Raw genomic sequence first — 21192 nt, forward strand, 5'->3', positions numbered from 1 at the left:
TCCGGAACACCCATGGACAAGCCCAAGCCCTTTTCGATGATCCGCGAGTTCCATCTCGCCGACTGGTTCACCCTGGGCAATGCCTGCGCCGGCATGGGCGCGCTGTTCGCGGTGATGACCTATCTGCAAAGCGGCGAGGTGCGCCACCTGCACTACGCCTGCGCGCTGATCCCACTGGCCCTGGCCTTCGACGTGCTGGACGGCCGCATCGCGCGCTGGCGCCAGAAAAGCTCGGCCCTGGGACGTGAACTCGATTCCCTGGCCGACGTCATCTCCTTCGGCGTCGCGCCGGCGGCCATCGCCTACGGCTGCGGCATGCAGGGCCTGTACGACCGCATCGTGCTGGTGTTCTTCGTGGCCTGCGGCGTCAGCCGGCTGGCGCGCTACAACGTGACAGCCGAGAAGCTCAGTGCCGGCTCGGACAAGGTCGCGTATTTCGAAGGGACGCCCATCCCGACGTCCATGCTGCTCGTCGCGCTGCTCTGGGTGGCCGCGGCTCAAGGGGCCGTCGGCGAGTCGCTGTGGGGTGGCGTGCTGTGGCTCGGCGGATTCCGCCTGCACCCGCTGGTGCTGCTGTTCCTGCTGTCCGGCTCGCTGATGGTCAGCCGGATCCGGATTCCCAAGCTTTAAGCGGCCGTTCGACGCGACAGCCAGCTCAGCGGCGATTCCTGGGTCGCCTGTGAAGACTGCGACTCGAGGAAATCGTTGGGCGGCTGGTGACGGTATTCGCTGACGCCCACGCCATCCAGGCAGGCATCCAGGCCGAAGGCAGTGCCGAGGTCGGCCGGATCGGGTTCGCTGCGCGCAGCGACGTCACGGCGGAAGAAACGCAGCGCTGGAACGAATCGCATGACAGCCTCACTCGCTTGACGGGCTGACAACAACATCAGCACCGTGAGCCCAGTGTGCGGGATTCATGTGACAACCGAACCCCTTATCTGTGAGTAAATATTGCCTCTACTGGCATTACCGCACGGCGGCAAGGCCTGTTTTTCCCAGTAGCGACGGGCCTTTCGAGCCGGCGCCCCCAATCCGAGGGGGGCGTTGCGCTTTTGCAATTCTTTTCTGCAGCTCCCTAGACCTCAGGATAGGTTCGCAGGCTCCGGCGCTTAAGCTGCGCCTCCTCCAAGCCCCCCGGCTTACTGCATGAGTTCAGAACTGTTGAAGTGGGTCGCCAGCGGCCTGATTGCCGCCGTGCTGGTCAGCACGCTCTGGATGGCCCACGCCGTGCACCCCGAGCAGGGTGGCGCCAGCCTGCTGCTGGCCCAGGTCGCCGCGCCTGCGACTGCCGCCTCGGCACCGGCCACGGCCACGCGCTGATCAGGCCAGTGCCAAGCGGGCACCTTCGGCCAGCGCCTCTCCGATCTGGTCGAGCAGGGCGCCCCGCCCCTGCAACTGCCATTGATGCCAGTAGAGCGCCACATCGACACCGATTTCCGGCCTGAGCATGACGAGCTGCCCCGCCTCGACCAGCGGACGTACCTGGATCTCGGGCGCCACGCCCACACCCCAGCCCATGGCGGCGGCCCGCACATAGGCCTCGCTGGACGGCACGAAGCGTTCGCGCAGCCGAGGTGACCGCACGCCGAAGGCCTGTGACACCCACTGCGCCTGGGTGTCGTCCTTGCGGTTGAAGACCAGGAAGGGCGTGTCGGCGAAATTGCCGGCGTGCAGGCCCTCCGGCAGCTGGGCCGCCAGGAAGCCTGGGCTGGCCACCGCCACATAGCGCATGACGCCCAGGGCCTGCACGCGGCAGCCCTGCAAGGCCTCGGCCACCGTCGACATGCAGCCCAGCACGGCGCCTTGGCGCAGGCTGTCGTGGGTGAAGTCCTGGTCGTCGACGATGAGCTCCAGCCCGTAGCCTTCGCGCAGCCCGCGCTGCACGAGGGCGTCCAGGGCCGCCGGTACCCAGGTCGCCAGGCTGTCGGCGTTGACCGCAATGGCCAGGCGCGACTGCGGCGCGACGCGCTCGCCCAGCTCCCGGGCGACGTCAACGCGCAGGGCCTGCAGCTGACGGGCGAAGCGCAGCATCACCTTGCCGGCCTCGGTCAGCCGCAGCGGCCGCGAGCGCACCACCAGGGGTTGGCCGACCTGGGCTTCCAGCGAGCGCAGGCGCTGGGAGACGGCGCTCTGCGTGATCGACAGCCTCTGGGCGGCGCGCTCGAATCCCTGCTCATCGGCCAGAGCGGCCAGGCAATCCAGCGCGGCGGGATCGAACTCATTCATAAGCATTGCTAATGTACGGCGAAGAATATGAATGAATCTTCTTGAATCGGCCGTCCCTGCGGAGAATCCGCCGATGCCCGCTTCCACCCTGGCCTCAGCAACCGCGCCCGCCGTTTTTGCGCAGGGCTGGGCCATGGGCGCGGGCCTCATCCTGGCCATAGGCGCGCAGAACGCGCTGGTGCTGCGCCAGGGGCTCAAGCGCGAGCATGTCGGCGCCGTCGTCGCCGTCTGCACGCTGTCGGACTGGCTGCTGATCGCGCTGGGCGTCTTCGGCCTGGGCGCGCTGATCCAGGGCCAGCCGCTGCTGCTGGAAATCTTCCGCTTCGGCGGCGCGGCCTTCCTGCTCGGCTATGCCGTGCTGGCGGCGCGCCGAGCCTGGCGGCCAACGACCGGCCTGGAAGGCGCCGGCACCGCCTCCAGCCTGGGCGCGACGTTGTCGGCCGCCTTCGCCTTCACCTATCTGAATCCCCACGTCTACCTGGACACCGTGGTGCTGCTCGGTGGCCTGGGTGCGCGCCAGCCGGCCGAACTGCGCGCGGCCTTTGCGCTCGGTGCCGGTGTTGCGTCAGCCATGTGGTTCGGCCTGCTGGGCTTCGGTGCCGCCGCGGCCGCACCACGGTTGCGCAGCGCCCACACCTGGCGCGTCATCGATGCCCTCGTCGCTTTGCTGATGACGGCGCTGGGTCTACAACTCCTCCTGCAACCCCTCTAAGAACTCGAAGGATCGCCATGAAGATCGTCGTTCTCGGCGCCGGCATCATCGGCATCGCCACCGCCTGGTATCTGCTCGACGAGGGGCATGAGGTCATCGTCGTCGACCGCCAGCCGGACGCGGCGCTGGAAACCAGCTTCGCCAACGGCGCCCAGATCTCGGTCAGCTTCTGCGAACCCTGGGCCAATGCCGGCGCGCCCTTCAAGGTCGCCAAATGGCTGCTGCGCGACGACTCGCCGCTGCTGTTCCGGCCGCGCCTGGACCCCAACCAGTGGCGTTGGGGCCTGGCCTTCCTGATGCAGTGCACGACGGCGGCCTTCGAACGCAATGTCGAGGAGCTGGTGCAGCTGGGTCGCTACTCGCACGCCTCGCTGAAGGAACTGGTCGCCCGCACCGGCATCGAGTACGACCGCCTGGAGCGCGGCATCCTGCACTTCTTCTCCAGCCAGGCCGACTTCGACAACGGTGCCTCGGGTGCCGAGATCATGCGCCGCCACGGCGTGGACCGCCGCGTGCTGAACCGCGAGGAGGTCCTCAAGGTCGAACCGGCCCTGGCGGCCTTTGGCAGCTGCATCTTCGGCGGCACCTTCACGCCCAGCGACGAGAGCGGCGACGCCAAGGTCTTCACGCAGAAGCTCGCCCGCCTGTGCGCCGAGCGCGGCGCGCAATTCCTGTATGAGCACGACATCCTGGGCTTGCAGCGCAGCGGCGACGGCATCGAGTCCGCGCAGATCGCCCACACGCGCAGCGGCGAGCGCAAGGTCTTGAAGGCCGACGCCTTCGTCGCGGCCATGGGTTCCTACACGCCGGCCCTGGTCCAGCCCCTGGGCGAGCACCTCAACATCTATCCGGCCAAGGGCTATTCGGCGACGCTGCGCCTGAAGAAGCCCGCGGCGGCCAGCGTCGTCAGCCTGCTGGACGACACCCGCAAGATCGCCATCTCGCGCCTGGGCGACCACATCCGCATCGCCGGCACGGCCGAGCTGTCGGGCTTCGACCTCAACCTGGATTCACCGACGGCCAAGGTGCGCTGCGCGGCCCTGGTGCGGCGCTATGAGGAACTCTTCCCCGGCGTGGCCGACACCAGCGAGCCCAATTACTGGACCGGCCTGCGCCCCAGCACGCCGACCAACATCCCCTATATCGGCCGCAGCCGCAAGGCGCGCAATCTGTGGATCAACGCCGGCCACGGCACCCTGGGCTGGACCCATGGCGCCGGCTCGGGCCATGCCATGGCCGAACTGATCGCCGGCCGCAAGCCCGAAATGGCTTTCACGTTCTATTGACCCCTCGTCCAAGGAGTACCTTGGCCGGTCTTGCAGACCGCGCTGCGGCATGAGCCGCAGCCCTTCGGCAGGCACATGCCGCCCACAGGGCGCCATGTGTCCGGCCTCAGCCCCCGCGGGGACGGCGATGCTTGCCAGGTCGACTGGCAAGCACATCGCCCAACGGGCCGGCTCGGGAGCGGCCCAGCGCTCGGCCCAACACCTCAGCCTGAACCGACCTACAGCGTCTTCAGCAGCGCCTCGACCTGGGCCTGCTGAGGGAACTTCTTGCCCAGCTTGGCCAGGCCCTCGAGCTCGGCCTTGGCGGCGGGCTTGTCGCCGGACTGGATCAGGATCTGCGCCAGATTGAGCTTGTAGGCCGGCTGGTCGGGCTGGTCGCTGATCAGCTGGCGCTGCGTGCTGATGGCCTTGCTGAAGTCCTTCTCGTTGGCCAGCACGGTGGCATAGGTATCGCGCAGCGGCGCGTAGTCGGGATTGAGCTTGAGGCCGCGTTCGGCCAGCGCTCGCGCCTCCGGCTTGCCGGTCTTGCTGCGCAGCCACGCGACGTTGTTGATGACGGCCAGCGCATCGGGGCTGCGCTTGAGCAGGGCCTCGTAGCGGGTCAGCGCGGCGTCCATGTCGCCACGGCCCAGCAGCACGTCGGCCACGGCGGCCGGGAAGCCCAGGTCCTGGGGATGGGAAGCCATCCACTGCGTCTCGAAGGCCAGGGCCTCGTCACGCTTCTTGGCCACCATCAGCATCGCGAACAGGCGCGCCGGCGCATCGGCCGGCTCGCGCAGGACCACGGCCTTGCGCAGCGCCGCGACGGAAGCGTCGGCGTGCTGGCGACCGGCCTCGATCTCTGCTTCGGCGATCAGCGCAAAGGCTTCCTGGGGATATTTCTTCTGGCGCTCGCGCAGGGAAGCCAGGGCCTCGTCGACACGGCCCTGGCGCGCGGCCAGCTGGATCTGCAGGCGCTGGGCCGCCATCGAGCCGGGCTCGGCTTCCAGCGCACGCTTGACCTCGCGCTCGGCGCCGGCGTCGTCCTTCTCCATGAAGCGCAACTGGGCCAGGCCCAGCCAGCCCTGGGCGCGCGTGGGCGCCAGCACGGTCAGCCGCGTGTAGGTCTTGGCGGACTGGGCCTTGTCTCCCGACGCCAGCTGGGTGCGCGCCAGGCGCTCCAGCAGGTCGGGGTTCTGCGGCAGGGCCGCCGCGGCTTCCTGGGCGGATTGGGCGGCCTTGGCCACGTCGCCCGCGCGCAGCTGGTGGTCGATCAGGGCCATGCGCAGGGCGGGCTCGGTTGGCTCCTCGCGCACGCCAGCGGCCAGCACCTCGGTGACCTTGTCGAGCGGCGCGCGTGTCTGCGCCAGCAGGTCGGCCAGGGCCAGGCGGGCCTGCGGTGAATGCTGCTGGGCCGCGACGAAGGCCTCCAGGCGCTTGATCGCCGGCTCGGGGCGGTTGGCCTGCATGTCCAGCGTGACCAGGCCCAGCACGGCCGGCAGATAACCGGCATCGGCCTTCAGTGCCGCCTCGAAGGCGGCCTGGGCCGCGGCGTTGTCCTTGCGGACCAGGTGGATGCGGCCGCGCAGGCCGTCCGGCACGGGGCTGCCCTTCATCTTGGGCGCCAGCTTGTCCAGGGCCGTCAGGGCGGCGGGCAGTTCATTGCGCCGCAGCAGCGCATTGATCAGCATCAGGTCGTAGTTGCTGCCGCTGTCCTTGGCGGCGATGTCGCGCAGCTGGGCGATGGCCGCATCGGCCTTGGCGCGATTGGCGGCGCCGGGTGCGGCGCTGTCGCGCACGATGGCCGACAGGGCCAGGGCGGCGCTGGTCTTGGCGTCGTCGGGACGCAGCTTGGCGGCGGCGCCGAAGGCCTGGTCGGCGGCCTCGAAATTGCCCTGCATCAACTGGGCCTTGCCGGCCAGCAGCAACGACTCGGCATCGGCCTTGCCGCTCTCGATCAGCGGGCGCAGCGTCTCCAGCGTCTTGGCCGGCGCGCGGCGCTGCAGCTGCAGGCCGGCGAACTGGCGGCGCAGGGCCAGGTCGTCGGGCGCCAGCTTGATCGCCTGGTTCAGCAGGTTCTCGGCATCGGCGATCTCGCCGAGCTGCTGGTGCGCGCCCGCGGCCAGGCGCAGCAGCGGCAGGTAATTGGGCATCACCTTGAGCAGGGGGACGGCCAGCTCCTTGGCCTTGGCGGCATCGCCCTTGGCCAGGGCCAGCTGGCCCTGCATGAAGCGGCCTTGCGGCTTCTTGGCCACGGCGGGCGGCATCTCTTCGACCAGCTTGGTGGCGACATCGAGCTTCTGGTTGCCGAAGGCCATGCGCAGCAGCAGGGAGCGCGCGTCGTAGGAGTTCGGATCCAGCGTCAGCACCTCGCGCAGCAGCGGCTCGGCCTCCTCCATCTTGCCGCGCGTCAGCAGCACCTCGGCCTTCAGCATCAGGGCCTTGACCGCCTTGGGATTCTTCAGGATGAGCTGGTCCAGTGCCGCCAGGGCTTCGTCGGGGAAGCCGGCCGCGAGCTTGGTGCGGGCGCTGACGACGACGGCATCCACCGACTCGGGCTGCAGCGCCAGGGCGCGCCCGGCGGCGGCCTTGGCCTCGGTCAGATTGCCCTGGGCCAGGAAGGCCAGGGCCAGCGACTGCTGCACCGAGGACATGGCCACCGGGTCGGAGAAGCTCTGGTCGGAAAACTCGCCGATGACCTTGCGCGACTGGCCCGACTGCAGCAGGGTCTGGGCCAGCAGCGGTGCCAGCTGGTCGCGCGGCGCGCCCAGCTCCCAGGCCTTGCGCAACTCGACCTCCGCGCCGGCCAAGTCGCCGGCCTCCAGCAAAGCCTTGCCCAGCAGATGCCGGCCCGAGGCGTTCTCCGGGTTCTGCTGCAGCAGATTCTTCAGCTCGATGGCGGCACCGCTCGCGTCCTTCTGCTCCAGGCGCTTTTGGGCGGCGGCAAGCAGGTCCTGCTCCGAGCGTTGTCCGCAGGCGGCCAGCGCAGCGACCAGCAGCAGGGGGGCGAAATGACGCGTCTTCATTGAATCTCCCAAATCAGGCGCGCGATTGTGTTCCTAGAATCCGCGCCCCTCGTCAGTGATGCCCCCAGGGGTAGATTTGCTCCGGTGTGACGTCATGAACATGTCTTCCAATTTCTGTGCCATCGACTTCGGCACGTCCAATTCCGCCGTCGCCGTGCCCCAGGCGGGCGCCGGCATGCGCCTCATCGAGCTGGAGCCCGGTCAGCGCACCATGCCCACGGCCGTCTTCTACTACGCCGAAGGGCCGCACGATGCCGATGGCCCGCCGCGCGCCTTCGGCCGTGCCGCCGTGGCTGCCTATGTGGACGGCCACGACGGCCGGCTGATGCGGTCAATGAAGAGCATCCTGGGTTCGCCGCTGATCGACCAGACCACCGATGTCGGGGGGGGCCGCGGCGCCAAATATGCGGACATCGTCGCCGGCTACCTGAAGCGGCTGCGCCGCCTGGCCGGCGAACCCGAGCGCGTTGTGCTGGGGCGGCCGGTCTTCTTCGTCGACGGCGAGCCGGAGCGCGACGCCTCCGCCCAGGCCCAGCTGGAGGCTTGCGCCCGAGCCGTGGGCTTTCGCGAGGTGCAGTTCCAGTACGAGCCCATCGCGGCGGCCTTCGACTTCGAGCAGCAGGCCATCCGTGAAGGCAAGGGCGAGCAGGTGGTGCTCGTCGCCGACATCGGCGGCGGCACCAGCGACTTCTCCATCGTGCGCGTCGGCCCCGAGCGCATGCAGCGCCTGGCGCGCCGCGACGACATCCTCGCCAGCCACGGCATCCACATCGCCGGCACCGACTTCGACCGCCACATCGAACTCGCCGGCCTGCTGCAGGAATTCGGCTACCGCGCCACGGGGCCGAGCGGCCGCGAAGTGCCCAGCGGCATCTATTTCGACCTGGCGACCTGGCATCTCATCAACACCTGCTACTCGCCGCTGCGCGTGGCCGAGTGGCGCGGCATGAAGAGCTGGTTCAACGACGTGCGCCAGCATGCGCGGCTGATGACGGTGCTGGAGGAGCGACTGGGCCACGAGCTGGCTGCGCGCGCCGAGGGCGCCAAGATCGCCGTCTCCGGCGGCGAGGACACGACGGTGGACCTCAGCCACGTGGAGCCCGGCCTGGTGCTGGCGCTGAGCGAGAAGACGGCCGTGGACGCGCTGCGCGCCGACCTCGACCGCATCATCGCCACAGCCCATGAAACCGTGGCCCTGGCCGGCCTGAAGGCGCAGCAGATCGACGCCCTCTACTTCACCGGCGGCTCGACCGGGCTGCGCCTGCTGGTGGACGGCATGGCCGCCGGCTTCCCCGCGGCGGCGCGCGTCAGCGGCGACCGGTTTGCTTCGGTCGCGACCGGGCTGGGCCTGCACGCCCGGCGCCTTTTTGCGCCTGAGGCCTGACGGGACGGGAGACGTCGGCCAGCATCAGCACCGCGCTGACCAGGCCCTCGACGGCCTCCTCCAGGTCGACCGGCGGCTCCAGCGACTCGATCTCCTCGAGCAGGGCGTCGGCGTCTTCCAGGTCGTCGGGGTCCAGGTGCAGATAGATGGCCGCCAGCGGCTCCAGCAACGGCTCCTCGGGCAGGCGCATCAGGGCGGGATGGGCGTCCAGCGCATGGGCAAACCCGGCCACCCAGGGCAGCACGGTCTCGCTGGGGTTGTCGACCTCGTCGAGCTCGAAGATCCAGGGGTCGAACCATTGCCGGCCGGCAATGGCGACGTTGAGCTCCTTGTGGCGGCGGCGCAGCAGGGCCAGCAGTTCGTCATCGACGCGCGCCGGCGTCGGCCGGCCTTCGCTGTCCAGGATGGGCGGCAGCCAGGCGTTCAGCGGCACGGCCTCGGGCTGCAGCAGCACGCCGCAGAGATAACCGTCGAGCATGCTGACGTCCAGCGGCTCCAGCGGCGCCGGCAGCGCATCGAGCAGGGCTTGCAGGCGTTCCAGTTCGGCTTCTGAGAAGGCGTCGGCGGCGGGGTGCTGGGGGGCGGACATAGCGCGTGATTTTGCGGGACAGACCTTGGAGCGCGGCGAGAAGCGCTGTCCCCGGCTGTCTGGAAGCGGCAGGCGCAAGTGAATATTGCCCACCGCGGCGCCGGGCGGCCGCCTACAGTGAAGCCATCCCAACGACGCCCTCACCCGAGGGCTTCACGACCCGGCAGCACGCTGACCGGGTCTTTTTTTGTCAGTCACGTGGCCTGCACCTCGCTCGCGCGAGCTGCTCGGCGCTGAAGCGCCGCGGGCCTGCGGCCCAGTGCCACGAGGCCTGTCCGCGCTCCATGGAAGCGCGAGGTCGGTCACGAGGCACGCCTGTGGGGCGCGAGGCTGGTGCGGGTTTGTCGGCGAAGAGTTCCGGCAGCCCTTCACACCCGCCGCGGGCTGCGGTGAATCAATCTTGCATTGAGCTTTCATACTGTCGGCCATGACCGCCGCTGTACTCGCGCTGCGCTTCGACCCGGCGGTCGTGGTGCTGTCCTATCTGACCGCTGCCTTCGCGTCCTATGTGGCGCTGGACCTGGCCCAACGCGTGCGCACGCCCGACTCACTGGTGGCGCGCACCTGGTGGATCGCCGGTTCGCTGTCCATGGGCACCGGCATCTGGGCCATGCATTTCGTCGGCATGCTGGCGCTGAAGCTGCCCTTCCTGGTCGGCTATGACACCGCCGTCACCCTGCTGAGCTGGCTGGCCGCCGTGGGCGTGTCGGCCATCGCGCTGCGGGTCGCGGCCCAGGAGACGCTGACGCCGCTGCGGCTGGCGGTCGGGGCCGTCAGCATGGGCGCGGGCATCTGCGCCATGCACTACACCGGCATGGCCGCCCTGGTGCTGGCCCCCGGCATCCGGTGGCACTGGGGCCTGGTGGCCGCTTCAGCCGCCGTTGCCACCGGCGCGGCTGCGGCGGCCCTCGTCATCTTCTTCGGCCTGCGCCAGCTGCCGCGAGCCTGGGCCCGCTGGTGCCAGCTCGTCGCCGCCCTCGTCATGGGCGCGGCCGTGGCCGGCATGCACTACACGGGCATGGCCGCCGCCGGCATTGCCGAGGGCGCGGTCTGCCTCAGCGCCGATGGGCTGCGCGGCGACAACCTCGGCAACCTCGTCGCCGGCGCCACCTTCGCCCTGCTGCTGCTGACCCTGGTCACCTCGGCCCTGGACGCCCGCAGCCAGCGCCGCACCAACCGGCTGCAGCAATCCCTGCAAGCCGCCACGACGGAGCTGCAGGAGCTGGCCCTGCGCGACCCGCTGACCGGCCTGTCCAACCGCCAGCTGCTGGACGACCGCCTGCAGCATGCCGCCGCCCGTGGCCAGCGCGAGGGCGCCCACCTGGCCCTGCTGGCCGTCAACCTGGACGGCTTCAAGCCCATCAACGACAGCTTCGGCCTGGCCGCCGGCGACCAGGTGCTGCGCGAAACGGCGCGCCGCCTGCAGGGCCTGGCCCGCGGCCACGACACCCTGGCCCGGCTGGCCGCCGATGAATTCGTGCTGATGGTCGAGGGCGAGGTCGGCGAGACGACGCTGGCCCAGATCGCCCAGCGCCTGCTCGATGCCCTGGCCGAGCCGATGACGGGGGTGCCCGGCGCCGGCAGCCAGCCGCTGCGGCTGTCGGCCTCCGTCGGCATCGCTCTCTATGACGGCAAGGGCCCGGGCGAGGCCCTGGTGGCCCAGGCCGATTCGGCCGCCCAGTCGGTCAAGCGCGCCGGCGGCAATGGCTTTGCCTTCTTCGAGGCCCATATGCAGGCCGGCGTGCGCGAGCAGGTCGAACTGGCCCGCGATCTGCGCGCCGCGCTCGCCGGTGAGGCCGGCAATGGCCGGCTGGCCCTGCACTACCAGCCCAAGATCGCCACCGCCGAGGGCGAGGTCACCGGCGTCGAGGCCCTGCTGCGCTGGAATCACCCGCTGCGCGGCGCCATCAGCCCGGTTGTCTTCATCCCGGTGGCTGAGCGCTTCGGCCTCATCATGCCGCTGGGCGACTGGGTCATCGCCGAGTCCTGCCGTCAGATCGCCGTCTGGCGGGAAGCCGGCCTGCAGATGCGCGTGGCCATCAACCTGTCCATGCAGCAGCTGCGCCAGCCCGAGGCCCTGGTGCGCCGCTTCGAGACCGCGCTGGCCCAACATGGGGTCGATGCCCGCTACCTGACCTGCGAGATCACCGAGTCCGTCGCCATGGACGACGCCAGCGCCACCGAGCGCTCGCTGCAGCGCCTGGCCGAGCTCGGCCTGTCCCTGTCCATCGACGACTTCGGCACCGGCTACTCCAGCCTGGCCTATCTGCGCCGCCTGCCGGTGTCGCAGCTGAAGATCGACCGCAGCTTCATCCAGGACCTGGAAAGCAGCGCCGACGCCCGCGCCATCGTCAAGGCCGTCATCGAATTGGCCCATGCCCTGGGCCTGCAGGTGGTGGCCGAAGGCGTCGAGACCGAGGGCCAGGCCGAGGTGCTGCGCGGCAAGCGCTGCGACAAGCTGCAGGGCTTCTTGTTCGCGCGTCCCATGCCGGCCGACGAGCTGACGCGCTGGGCCACCAGCGTGCCCGATGACCGGCTGCGCTTCAGTGCGTCGGTCTACGCGACGTTGGACACGACGATCTAGACCGCCATGCGTTCGGGCGCGACGTAGAAGCGCCTGAACTCCTCGAAGTCCATCGTGTCCGCCGCCTCGATGCGGGCCTGCTCGGCCAGCGATTCGGCGGCCAGCTTCTCGAAGCGGCGTTGCAGCTCGTCCGTGAAAGGCATGGCCAGCAGGGCCGCGCGCGTGGCGTCGCTCTGGCGGCGGATGAAGCCGACATAGCTGTCGTCGAAGTCCTGGGCCATGACGGTCAGCACGCGGGCCGACGGACACAGCTCGGGTTGGTGCAGCCGTTCGGCGACGCGGCGCAGCGCGCTGCGGTAGGCATTGCCGCCATGGGCCGCGTCCAGGGCCTGGGCCTGCACCTCGCAGGCGGCCAGGATCTCGGAGGCCCAATCGGCCAGACTGCGTTCACCACCACGCCAATGCTCCAGCATCAGGCCCGGCTCGCGGCCGCGGGCGGCGACACGGTGCTGGTTGCGGCTGTTGGCGGCGATCTCGTCCGGCGTGTCGTCGGGGCTGTCGCTCTTCAGGCAATGCAGCAGGAAGGCGTCCAGCACGCGGATGGTGTCGGCGCCGATGCCGACCGGCTCGAAGGGGTCGAGGTCCATCAGCCTCACTTCGATGTACTCGACGCCGCGCTCGCGCAGCGCATGCAGGGGCCGCTCGCCGGAGCGGATCACGCGCTTGGCGCGGATGGTGCTGTAGAACTCGTTCTCGATCTGCAGCAGGCTGGTGGAGAGCTGGTTGTAGTCGCCGCCGGGCGTCTGCACGCCGATGGCCTCATAGGGCGCGTAGGGCCGGCTCAGCGCCTCCTGCAGCGAGGCCGCATAGCTTTCCAGGCAGTTGTAGGTGACGGCGATGCTGGACTGGGCGTCGCTCTGGTAGCCCAGCCGCCCCATGCGCAGCGAGGTCGCATGCGGCAGGTAGAGGGTGTGCCCCGACAGGCGCTGCAGGCCATGCTCGCGGCCGGCGACGAAGCTGTCGCACAGGGCCGGGCTGGCGCCGAAGAGATACAGCAGCAGCCAGCCCTCGCGGCGGAAGTTGCGGATGGTGCCGAAATAGCCCTCGGTCGACACGCCGGGCAGCGACCAGTTGTAGTGGATGCCCGAGATGGTCTGCATGCGCCGGCCATAGCGCTGGCCCAGGCCCATGCGGTAGACGCTCTTGGCGCGGCCGACATTGCTGCTGCCATAGCGGCCGATGGGAATGGTCTCGTCGGTCGGCAGCCCGCAGGGCATGGAGCCCACCCACAGGCGCTCGTCGGCCAGGGCGCGGTAGACGACCTGGTGGATCTCGGTCAGTTCACGCAGGCAGTCGTCCACCCCGGCATGCACGCCGGTGATGAGCTCCAGCTGCGACTCGCTGTAGTCCGTCGTGATGTGGGGGTGGGTCAGGGCCGAGCCCAGGGCTACCGGATGCGGCGTGAGCGCCAGCCCGCCACCGGGCAGGGCACGCAGGCTTTCCTTCTCGATGCCACGGCGGATGCCGAGCAATGTCTCTTTGTCGTTCATGGCGTCCGCGGACCGGGAATTGGACCGGAACGGTAGCAGAACACGGCTACAGCTGCCCGGGGGCGTCCATGTCAGCCAGACTCGGCCTCAGGGCATGTTCGCCGGCCCGGATGCCGTCGTGGTGGCTGAGGTAGAGAGACACGTCGTAGCGCTCCAGCCAGCCCACGGCCTTGAGCCTGTCCAGCACCGGGCCCTTGACCTCGGAGAACTCCAGCCTCAGGCCTTCGGCCTGCAGGGCCGCATGCAGCTCCTGCAGGGCCGTCAGCCCGGACACGTCGATATGGTTGACCGGCGCCATCAGCATCAGCACCCGCGCGGGTACGCCGACCTTGCCGCGATGCTCGCGCACATGGGCCAAAACCGCATCGACCAGGCCGCGGGCATTGGTGAACACCAGGCTCTCGTCGACGCGCAGGCCGACGACCTCGGGCTGGCATTCCACCGCGTAGCGCTCCACGTTGCGGTAATGCTGCGTGCCCGGCACGCGGCCGATGCGGGCCACATGGGGCTGGGCGGTGCGCTGGATCAGCAGCGCGATGGAGCCGACGACACCGATGGCCAGCGCCGCCGCGATGCTCCAGCACAGCACGGCCCCCGTCACCGCCACCATCAGCAGCCCTTCGGCGCGTGCATAGCGCCAGGCCTCGCGATACGGCTGCAGCGAGAAGCCCGAGAGCACGGCCACGACAATGGTCGCCGCCAGCACCGGCTTGGGCAGATGGGCCAGCGGGCCGGCCAGGGCCAGCATGGCGATGAACATGAAGGCCGCGACGAACACCAGGCTCCAGCGGCTGGCCGAGCCGGCCTCATGCAGCAGGATGCTGCGCGAGAAGCTGCCGGCCACCGGCATGCCGCCGCTGATCGAGGCCACCAGATTGGCCGCTGCCAGGCCGCGCATCTCGGCCGCCGGCAGCAGCTTCTCACCGCGTCGCTGGGCCAGCGATTCGGACACTGCCAGGCTGGACACAAAACCCATCAGCCCCACCAGGGCAGCTGACGGCAGCAGCTGCAGCCACAGCGCCGCCTCCAGCCGCGGCAGACCCAGCGGCAGCGTCAGCGAGGGCAGCGCGCCGACCTGAGCCACGCCGACGGCCGCGGGCGTGAAGGCCGACAGCAGCATCGCCCCCATCAACAGCAGCAGCGGCGCCAGGCGCGCCAGCATGCGCGAACGGGCTCGCCGCGACAGCAGCAGCAGGGCGATGCCCGCGCCGCCCCAGACGGCGCTGGCCAGGCCCAAACCGCCCTGCGGCGCCGCAGCGACCAGCTCAGGCAAAGTAAAACCCGCCGCCGCGCTGCCCAGCAGCACCGGCAACTGGCCGGCCGCGATCATCAGCGTCGCGCCGGTCTCGAAACCGCGCAGCGCCGGCACCGACAGCAGGCTGGACAGGGCATCCAGCCTCAGCAGCGCCGCCACGCCCAGCACCAGCCCGACCTCGGCCGCCAGCACCAGGGCCCCCTCGGTGGCGGTGACGCCGGCCGGCAGCGCGCCCAGGGCCTGGGCGATCATCAGCGCCAGCACCGCCACCGGCCCCAGGCCCAGCACCGGGCTGGAGCCCAGGGCCGCATAGGCCAGCAGCGGCAGCAGGCTGGCATACAGGCCCACCTGCGGCGGCAGGCCGGCCAGCATGGCGTAGGCCAGGCTCTGCGGGATCAGCAGCACGGCGACGACGGCGCCGGCCATCAGGTCGGCGCGCCAGGTCCTCGACAACGGCATCAATCCACCTTCGCGCCCGACGCCTTCACGACCTTGGCCCACTTGGCGGTCTCGGCCGTGATCAGCGCCGCGAACTCGGCCGACGAACCGCCACCGGCCGCCGCGCCCTGCCCCGCCATGCGCTCCCGGATGGCCGGCGTGTTCAGCGCGGCCGCGGCCTCGCGCTGCAGACGCGCCACCTGCTCGGCCGGCTGATGCGCGGGCGCCAGCAGCCCGAACCAGGAGCTGGCCTCATAGCCCTTCAGCGCCGCGCCGCCGGCCTCGGCCACCGTGGGCAGGTCGGGCACGGCCGGGCTGCGCTGGGCGCTGGTGACGGCGAGGGCCAGCAGCTTGCCGGCCTTGATCTGCGGCAGGGCCGAGGGCAGGTTGTCGAACATCAGGTCCATATTGCCGGCGATCAGGTCCAGCAGGGCCGGGCCCGAGCCGCGGTAGGGGAAGTGCAGCATGAAGCTGCCCGTCATGCTCTTGAAGAGTTCGCCGGCCAGGTGGATGGACGTGCCATTGCCGCTGGAGGCCATGTTGAGCTTGCCCGGGTTGGCACGCGCGACCCGGATCAGATCGGCCACCGTCTTGATGCCATAGCGCTCGGCATTCGCCGGGTTGAGCACCAGCACATTGGGCACGGCCGCGACCAGGGTGATGGGCGCGAAGTCCCTGACCGGGTCGTAGGGCAGCTTGGGGTACAGGGCCGCATTGATGGCATGGGTGCCGACCGTGCCCATCAGCAGCGTGTGGCCGTCCGTGGCCTTGGCGACCTCGGCCGAGCCGATGTTGCCGCCGGCGCCGGGCTTGTTGTCGACGACGACGGCCTGGCCCAGGCGCTGCTGCAGCTCGGGCGCCATCGCGCGCGCCAGCAGGTCGGTCGTGCCGCCGGGCGTGAAGGGCACGACGAGGCGGATGGGCTTGCTCGGCCACGGCGCTTGGGCGAAGGCAGGCAGCGCGAGGCTGCCTGCCAGGGCAGTGACCTGGCGGCGATTCAGACTCATGACGTCTCCTCGTTGAAGTCAGCGGTCTACTTTGACACCGGACATCTGCATCACTCGCGCCCATTTGGCCGTCTCGGCGGCGATCAGCGCGGCGAACTCGGGGCCGCCGCTGCCGTGCACCAGCATGCCACGGTTGCTCAGACGCTCGCGCAGCGCGGCCCCGGCGAGGGCGGCGACGCTGTCACGCTGCAGGCGCGCGAGCTGCTCGGCCGGCTGGCTGCCGGGCGCGAACAGGCCGATCCAGGCGCTGGCTTCAAAGCCCTTCAGCGCCGGGCCGCCGGCCTCCTCGACGGTCGGCAGCTCGGGCAGGCTGGGGCTGCGCCGGGCGCTGGACACGGCCAGGGCCAGCAGCTTGCCGGCCTTGATCTGCGGCAGGGCCGTCGGCAGCGCGTCGAACATCAGGTCCATATTGCCGGCGATGACGTCCTGCTGGGCCGATGCCGCGCTGCGGTAGGGAAAGTGCAGCATATAGGTGTGCGTCAGGCGCTTGAAGAGCTCGCCGGACAGATGCGTCGGATTGCCGTTGCCGCCCGAGGCGATGTGCAGGCGGCCGGGCTGGGCCGTGGCGACATGCACGAGGTCGTTGACGTTGCGCACGCCCAGGGTCTGGGCGACGCCGGGATTCATGACCAGCACCAGCGGCACCGTCGCGACGAGACTGACCGGGGCGAAGTCCTTCACCGCGTCATAGGGCAGGCGGCGCCACAGCAGCGGGTTGATGACATGGGTGCCGACGCTGCCCATCAGCAGGGTGTGGCCGTCGCCGGCGGCAGCGACCTCGGCCGTGCCGATATTGCCGTCGGCGCCGGGCTTGTTGTCGACGCCGACCGGCTGGCCCAGGCTCTTCTGCAGCTCGGGCGCCAGCAGCCGGGCGGCGACGTCGGCCGAGCCGCCGGCCGCATAAGGCACGACGATGCGCAGCGGCCGCGTCGGCCAGGGGGCGTTGGGCTGGCCGTGCACCACAGGGGCCGCGGCGGCAGCCAGCCAGGCCAGCAGGCTGCGGCGTTGCATCGGCGCGCTCATGGCTGTGCGGGTCCTGGCAACTGCCTGAGCCTGACCTGCCCGTTCATGCAGGCCGCGTCGAAATCCTGCAGTACGGCAGCGAGCGCATGGCCGTCGGGCGCCTCGACGGCGCTGATGCCGACGCCGCGGTTGCGGCCTTCGGCCTTGGCCTTGTAGAGCACCATATCGGCCCAGTTGACGGCCTGCTCCCAGTGCAGCCGCAGGCCCGCGCCGGCCGCGCCGCCGAGAGGGAAACTGGCGAAGCCCATGGAGGCGGTGACGCGCAGCGGGCCCTCGGGCGTCTCGATGGGCTGGCCGCCGATGCTGCGCAGGATGCGCTCGGCCATCAGCGCCAGGTCGTCGGCGGGCAGTTCGGGCGCGAAGACGAGGAATTCCTCGCCGCCCCAGCGCACGACGAGATCGGTGTCGCGCACGGCGGCCTTGATGCGCCGCGCCACCTCGACGATGACGGCGTCGCCGGCGGCATGGCCATGCCAGTCGTTGACGTTCTTGAAGTGATCGATGTCGATCATCATCAGCGCGCCGACAAAGCCTTCGCCCTGGGCCTCGCGGGCGCCCTGGTCCATGACGGCCAGGAAGTGGCGACGGTTGGACAGATCGGTCAGCGGGTCGCGCTCGCTCTGGGCCCGCAACAGGCTCTGGTTGGCCGTCAGGCGCGCCTGGGCGCGGCGCATGCGCACCAGGGTCACGCCAATGAGGGCGACCGACAGCAGCAGCAGGGCGCCGACGGCGAAGCCGACCTGCTGGGCCAGCTGCTGGTTGGCGATCTGCTGGTCCTTGAGCTGGCCGTCGCGGGCCAGCAGGTCCAGGTCGCGCTGCTTGGCGGCGCTGTCGTATTTGCGGCCCAGCTCTTCGAGGGCGGCGGCGCGGTTGCGCTCGTTGGCGCGGCTGTTGAGGTCGCGCTCGGCGTGCAGGGCCGTCAGGGCCTCCTTGTACTGGCCGGCCTCGGTCCAGGTCTCGGCCAGCTCGCGCAGCTCGCGGGCACGCGGTACGAGGTCGGCCGGATCGGTGCCGAACTCGCCGACCTTGGCCAGCTCCGCGCGGGCCTGGTCGAACTGGCGCAGCTTGATGTGGGCCACGGCCAGGTTGTGGTGCAGGTTGCGTTCGTAGTAGCGATCGCCGAAGCGTTGCAGCACCGGCATGGCCCGCTGGCCGGCCTGCAGCGCCTCTTTCACCATGCCCATGTGCATATAGGAATCGACGAGGTTGGAGCGCAGCTGTGCGGCCAGATGCGGCGCATCGGCCTGCTCGGCCAGCAACAGCGCGGCCTCGACGGCACTGCGCGAGGCCGCCACGTCCCGCGCCCGGCGCTCGACCACGGCTTCGTAATTGCGCACCCGGGCGCCGGCCACCAGGTCGCCAGCGGCTTCGGCCGCACCGGCGCGCAGTTCGACCCGCGCGGCGTCCAGCTTGTCCATCGCCTGCAGCGTGATGGCCAGCATGCCGTGGGTCAGGGCGGCCAGATGCCTGTCCTCGCCAGCCGTCGCCAGGGCCTGGGCTCGGCGGATGCTGGCCTCGGAAGCGGCAAAGGCGCCCTGCGCGAACTGCTCGCGCTGCAGGATGCGCAGGGCCTCCCAGGCGCTGCGGAAGTCGCAGCCCAGCTCGCGCACGGCGCGCACCTCGTCCCCGGCCGGGCAGCGCTTGTCCAGGCCCGCCATGGCCCGCGTGGCCAGGGCCGTGGCGGACCTGCCTGTCCTCTCCTGGGCCAGGGCGCGCAGCAGCCAGCTGCGGTCGACGCCATCCTCGCGAGCCATCAGCTGCGCGGCGACGGCGTCGGCCGCTTCGGCACGGGCGGCCGCCAGCAGCACGCGGCCACGCGCCATCAGCCAGGCTGCTTCACGGGGCTGGCCGGGTTCGGCATGCGTGGGCCAGCGCTGCTGCAGCTCGGCCAGCATGGCCTCCGGGGCGTCAAAGGCACGGCGGGTGATGTTGGCCAGCAGGGTGTCTTCGGCCACCGGATCGGGGGCCGTGACCGGTGCGGCCGCCGCGCCGACGCAGGCCAGGGCCAGCAGCAGGACGGCCCGCTTCATGCGCTGGCCGGCCGGCTGGCGGCTTCGGGGTGGAAACTGCTGTCGCTGGCGCGGACCGGGCCGTTCAGGGCCTGCAGGCCGACCTGGCCTTCGGCCCAGGCTGCCTCCAGGCGGGCCGTCAGCTGGGCCGCGGCCAGCGCGTCCTCGGCATGGATGCGCTCGACGCCATAGGCCTTGTTGCGGCCATGGGACTTGGCCAGGTACATGACGGTGTCGACGAGGTCGATGGCGCGCTCCCAGGACAGGCGCAGCCCATGCGGGGGCACGGGCAGGCTGACGAAGCCGATGGAGGCCGTGACGGGCACCTCGCGGCCCTCGTAGAAAACGGGCTTGCCACCGACGAGGTCGAGCAGGCGCTGGGCCAGCTGGGGTGCGAACACGCCCTCGTGGCTGCGCGCGACGATGAGGAATTCCTCCCCGCCCCAGCGCACGATGAGGTCGTCGTCGCGTACGGCCTGGCGCAGCCGGCCGGCGATCTCGATGAGGACGGCATCGCCGGCCGCGTGGCCGAAGCTGTCGTTGATGCGCTTGAAGTGGTCGATGTCGATGAGGAAGACGCTGGCGGCCAGGCCGCCGCCGCTGGCCAGGCTCTTGATGGCGGCCTGGAAATGGCGGCGGTTGGCCAGGCCGGTCAGCGGGTCGGTCTCGCTCTGGCGCTTCAGCGAGGCATTGCTGTGGGCGAGCTGCTCGTTGGTGCGGCGCACGCGGCGGAAGGCCTGGTACAGCAGGCCCAGGGAGACGAGGACGCAGCCGCCCATGGCCGACCACAGCGTCAGCGCGAGGTTGCGCTGGTGGACCTGTTCGGCCTTCAGCGCGTTGTCGCGGTTCAGCAGCTCGATGTCGCGGGCGCGCTGCTCGGCGTCCTGGCGCTCCTGGGCCTCCAGCAGCAGCTTGCGGGTCTCGTCGCGCAGCACGCGCTCGTCCATGCGGCGGTGCTCGCGGTAGGCGGCGATGGCGCCGGCCAGGTCACCGGCCTTCTCCAGATAACCCGCCAGTTCCTGCCAGCCGGCCGAGGCATAGGCCAGGGCGCCCTGCTGCTCGTCCAGCGTGATGCCGGCGCGCACATCGTCGCGGCCCTCGGCGACGCGGCCCATGGCGATCTTGGCCAGGCCGATGTTGGAGCGCGCCACGCTCTCGGCGCTGATGTTGCGGGTCGAGCGGGCCAGCGGCAGGGCCTGCTCGGCGAGCTCCAGCGCGCGCGCCGGGTGGCCCTGGCGCAGGTGGTAGTCGGCGAAGTTGGCCAGGCCCAGGGCGCGCACCGAGTCGGCGCCGGCGCGGGTGGCTTGCTCCAGGGCATCGGAGTTGGCCTGCAGCGTGATGCTGGAATCGCTGTCGTCGGCATAGACGATGCCGCGCATCGTGTAGACCTGGTTCAGCGTCATCGGGTCCGGGTCCTTCTGGGCCTCGGTCAGGGCCTGGCCGATGAGCTGGCGGGCGCGGGCCGGCGTGTCGGCGCGGCTGGACGTGAAGGCCAGGTCCACCAGCGTCAGGGCAACGCGCCAGGGCTGGCCCATCTGCTCGGCCAGGCGCTGGGCCGCATGGCCCTGGTTCAGCGACAGGTCGAGCTCCCCGGAGTCGCCGGCGATGGCGGTGAGCTGGTGGTGATAGCGCCAGCGGAACACCGGCGCGGCGGCGTTGAGCTGGGCGCTGTCGACGGCCAGCAGCAGCTTGCGCGCCTCGCGCAGGTCGCCATGGGAGCGCAGGTATTCGGCGCTGACGCTGGCCGCGGCCACGGCGGCCGCGGCGCGCAGCTCGCCGGCCGGCCAGTCGCGCAGGCGCTGGGTGATCTGATCGGTCAGGGCGCGGTCGCGCGCATAGGCCGCGAGCAGGCCGCGCAGGGCCAGCACCTCAAGTTCGGCGGCGCTGCCGGGCGCCAGCTTCTCGCCGCGCGCGCGCAGCTCCTGCTCCAGGGCCACTGGCCTGGCGCGCGAGGCACGCTCGATGCGTTCCAGGTCGCGGGCCAGGTTCTCGTCCTGCACGGCCGAGGGGGCTGCGTTGAGCGCCCCCGGGCCATCGCCGGGAGAGCAGGCGCACAGCAGCGCCAGCGCGGCCAGGGCCGCGCACAGCGTCGATCGAGAAGCCAGGGGTCGATGCATCGGAACGGTAGGCGGCCGGGCATGCCGGGGCGCCCCGCAGATTTCAGCGCGGTTCGGCAGGGCTGTC

Annotated in this window: 16 protein-coding genes; 6 read left to right on the top strand and 10 right to left on the bottom strand. The window is 70.7% G+C overall.

Annotation, left to right across the window (positions count from 1 at the left end):
• Window positions 1-12 precede the first annotated feature (12 nt).
• The gene (pssA, locus tag J2X20_RS15480) at window positions 13-630 is read left to right on the top strand and encodes a CDP-diacylglycerol--serine O-phosphatidyltransferase (RefSeq protein ID WP_310266323.1); all 618 of its coding nucleotides are present in this window, start codon (window positions 13-15) and stop codon (window positions 628-630) included.
• On the opposite strand, the gene J2X20_RS15485 is transcribed toward pssA, so the two are convergent.
• Window positions 627-851, bottom strand: coding sequence for a hypothetical protein (locus J2X20_RS15485; RefSeq protein WP_310266326.1), 225 nt, complete (start codon window positions 849-851; stop codon window positions 627-629). The two genes, pssA and J2X20_RS15485, sit on opposite strands and share 4 nt — an antisense overlap.
• Window positions 852-1146: 295 nt before the next feature.
• Here J2X20_RS15485 and J2X20_RS15490 point away from each other — a divergent pair, with 295 nt between their 5' ends.
• Entirely contained in the window at window positions 1147-1320 is a 174-nt protein-coding gene (locus J2X20_RS15490) for a hypothetical protein (protein WP_310266329.1), read from the top strand.
• Here the strand turns inward: J2X20_RS15490 and J2X20_RS15495 are convergent, their stop codons facing one another.
• Window positions 1321-2226: a LysR family transcriptional regulator ArgP gene (locus tag J2X20_RS15495; RefSeq protein ID WP_310266330.1), complete on the bottom strand. Its 906-nt coding sequence runs from the start codon at window positions 2224-2226 to the stop codon at window positions 1321-1323. It lies immediately after the preceding gene.
• Window positions 2227-2299: 73 nt separating this feature from the next.
• Here J2X20_RS15495 and J2X20_RS15500 point away from each other — a divergent pair, with 73 nt between their 5' ends.
• Together J2X20_RS15500 and J2X20_RS15505 are read left to right on the top strand one after the other, a co-directional pair.
• The gene (locus tag J2X20_RS15500) at window positions 2300-2938 is read left to right on the top strand and encodes a LysE/ArgO family amino acid transporter (RefSeq protein ID WP_310266333.1); all 639 of its coding nucleotides are present in this window, start codon (window positions 2300-2302) and stop codon (window positions 2936-2938) included.
• 17 nt (window positions 2939-2955) lie between these two features.
• Window positions 2956-4224, top strand: coding sequence for a D-amino acid dehydrogenase (locus tag J2X20_RS15505; RefSeq protein WP_310266336.1), 1269 nt, complete (start codon window positions 2956-2958; stop codon window positions 4222-4224).
• Between the two features lie 218 nt (window positions 4225-4442).
• Here J2X20_RS15505 and prsT read toward each other — a convergent pair whose 3' ends face one another.
• Window positions 4443-7229, bottom strand: coding sequence for an XrtA/PEP-CTERM system TPR-repeat protein PrsT (gene prsT, locus J2X20_RS15510; protein ID WP_310266337.1), 2787 nt, complete (start codon window positions 7227-7229; stop codon window positions 4443-4445).
• A 94-nt stretch (window positions 7230-7323) separates the two neighbouring features.
• Here prsT and J2X20_RS15515 point away from each other — a divergent pair, with 94 nt between their 5' ends.
• The gene (locus J2X20_RS15515; protein ID WP_310266340.1) at window positions 7324-8613 is read left to right on the top strand and encodes an Hsp70 family protein; all 1290 of its coding nucleotides are present in this window, start codon (window positions 7324-7326) and stop codon (window positions 8611-8613) included.
• Here the strand turns inward: J2X20_RS15515 and J2X20_RS15520 are convergent.
• Window positions 8537-9202: a YecA/YgfB family protein gene (locus tag J2X20_RS15520; protein WP_310266342.1), complete on the bottom strand. Its 666-nt coding sequence runs from the start codon at window positions 9200-9202 to the stop codon at window positions 8537-8539. The genes J2X20_RS15515 and J2X20_RS15520 overlap by 77 nt on opposite strands.
• Before the next feature lie 427 nt (window positions 9203-9629).
• Between J2X20_RS15520 and J2X20_RS15525 the strand changes: the two genes are divergently transcribed.
• Window positions 9630-11786: a putative bifunctional diguanylate cyclase/phosphodiesterase gene (locus tag J2X20_RS15525; protein ID WP_310266346.1), complete on the top strand. Its 2157-nt coding sequence runs from the start codon at window positions 9630-9632 to the stop codon at window positions 11784-11786.
• Here J2X20_RS15525 and gshA read toward each other — a convergent pair.
• From gshA to J2X20_RS15555, 6 genes are read right to left on the bottom strand one after another with little or no spacing between them, the layout of a single operon-like run.
• Complete coding sequence (gene gshA / locus J2X20_RS15530) at window positions 11783-13276, bottom strand: glutamate--cysteine ligase (RefSeq protein WP_310266349.1); 1494 nt, start codon at window positions 13274-13276, stop codon at window positions 11783-11785. The two genes, J2X20_RS15525 and gshA, sit on opposite strands and share 4 nt — an antisense overlap.
• 46 nt (window positions 13277-13322) lie before the next feature.
• Complete coding sequence (locus J2X20_RS15535) at window positions 13323-14990, bottom strand: SulP family inorganic anion transporter (RefSeq protein ID WP_310266352.1); 1668 nt, start codon at window positions 14988-14990, stop codon at window positions 13323-13325.
• Complete coding sequence (locus J2X20_RS15540; protein ID WP_310266356.1) at window positions 14990-15976, bottom strand: Bug family tripartite tricarboxylate transporter substrate binding protein; 987 nt, start codon at window positions 15974-15976, stop codon at window positions 14990-14992. The genes J2X20_RS15535 and J2X20_RS15540 overlap by 1 nt, the downstream gene beginning before the upstream one ends.
• An 18-nt stretch (window positions 15977-15994) precedes the next feature.
• Complete coding sequence (locus tag J2X20_RS15545; protein ID WP_310266358.1) at window positions 15995-16987, bottom strand: Bug family tripartite tricarboxylate transporter substrate binding protein; 993 nt, start codon at window positions 16985-16987, stop codon at window positions 15995-15997.
• A gap of 8 nt (window positions 16988-16995) precedes the next feature.
• Window positions 16996-19029 carry a GGDEF domain-containing protein gene (locus tag J2X20_RS15550; protein WP_310266360.1) on the bottom strand — a complete coding sequence of 678 codons (2034 nt, stop codon included), beginning with the start codon at window positions 19027-19029 and terminating at the stop codon, window positions 16996-16998.
• Complete coding sequence (locus J2X20_RS15555; protein ID WP_310266361.1) at window positions 19026-21125, bottom strand: diguanylate cyclase; 2100 nt, start codon at window positions 21123-21125, stop codon at window positions 19026-19028. The genes J2X20_RS15550 and J2X20_RS15555 overlap by 4 nt, the downstream gene beginning before the upstream one ends.
• Window positions 21126-21192 lie beyond the last annotated feature (67 nt).

The organism is Roseateles saccharophilus (assembly GCF_031458095.1).
GTDB lineage: Bacteria > Pseudomonadota > Gammaproteobacteria > Burkholderiales > Burkholderiaceae_C > Pelomonas > Pelomonas saccharophila_A.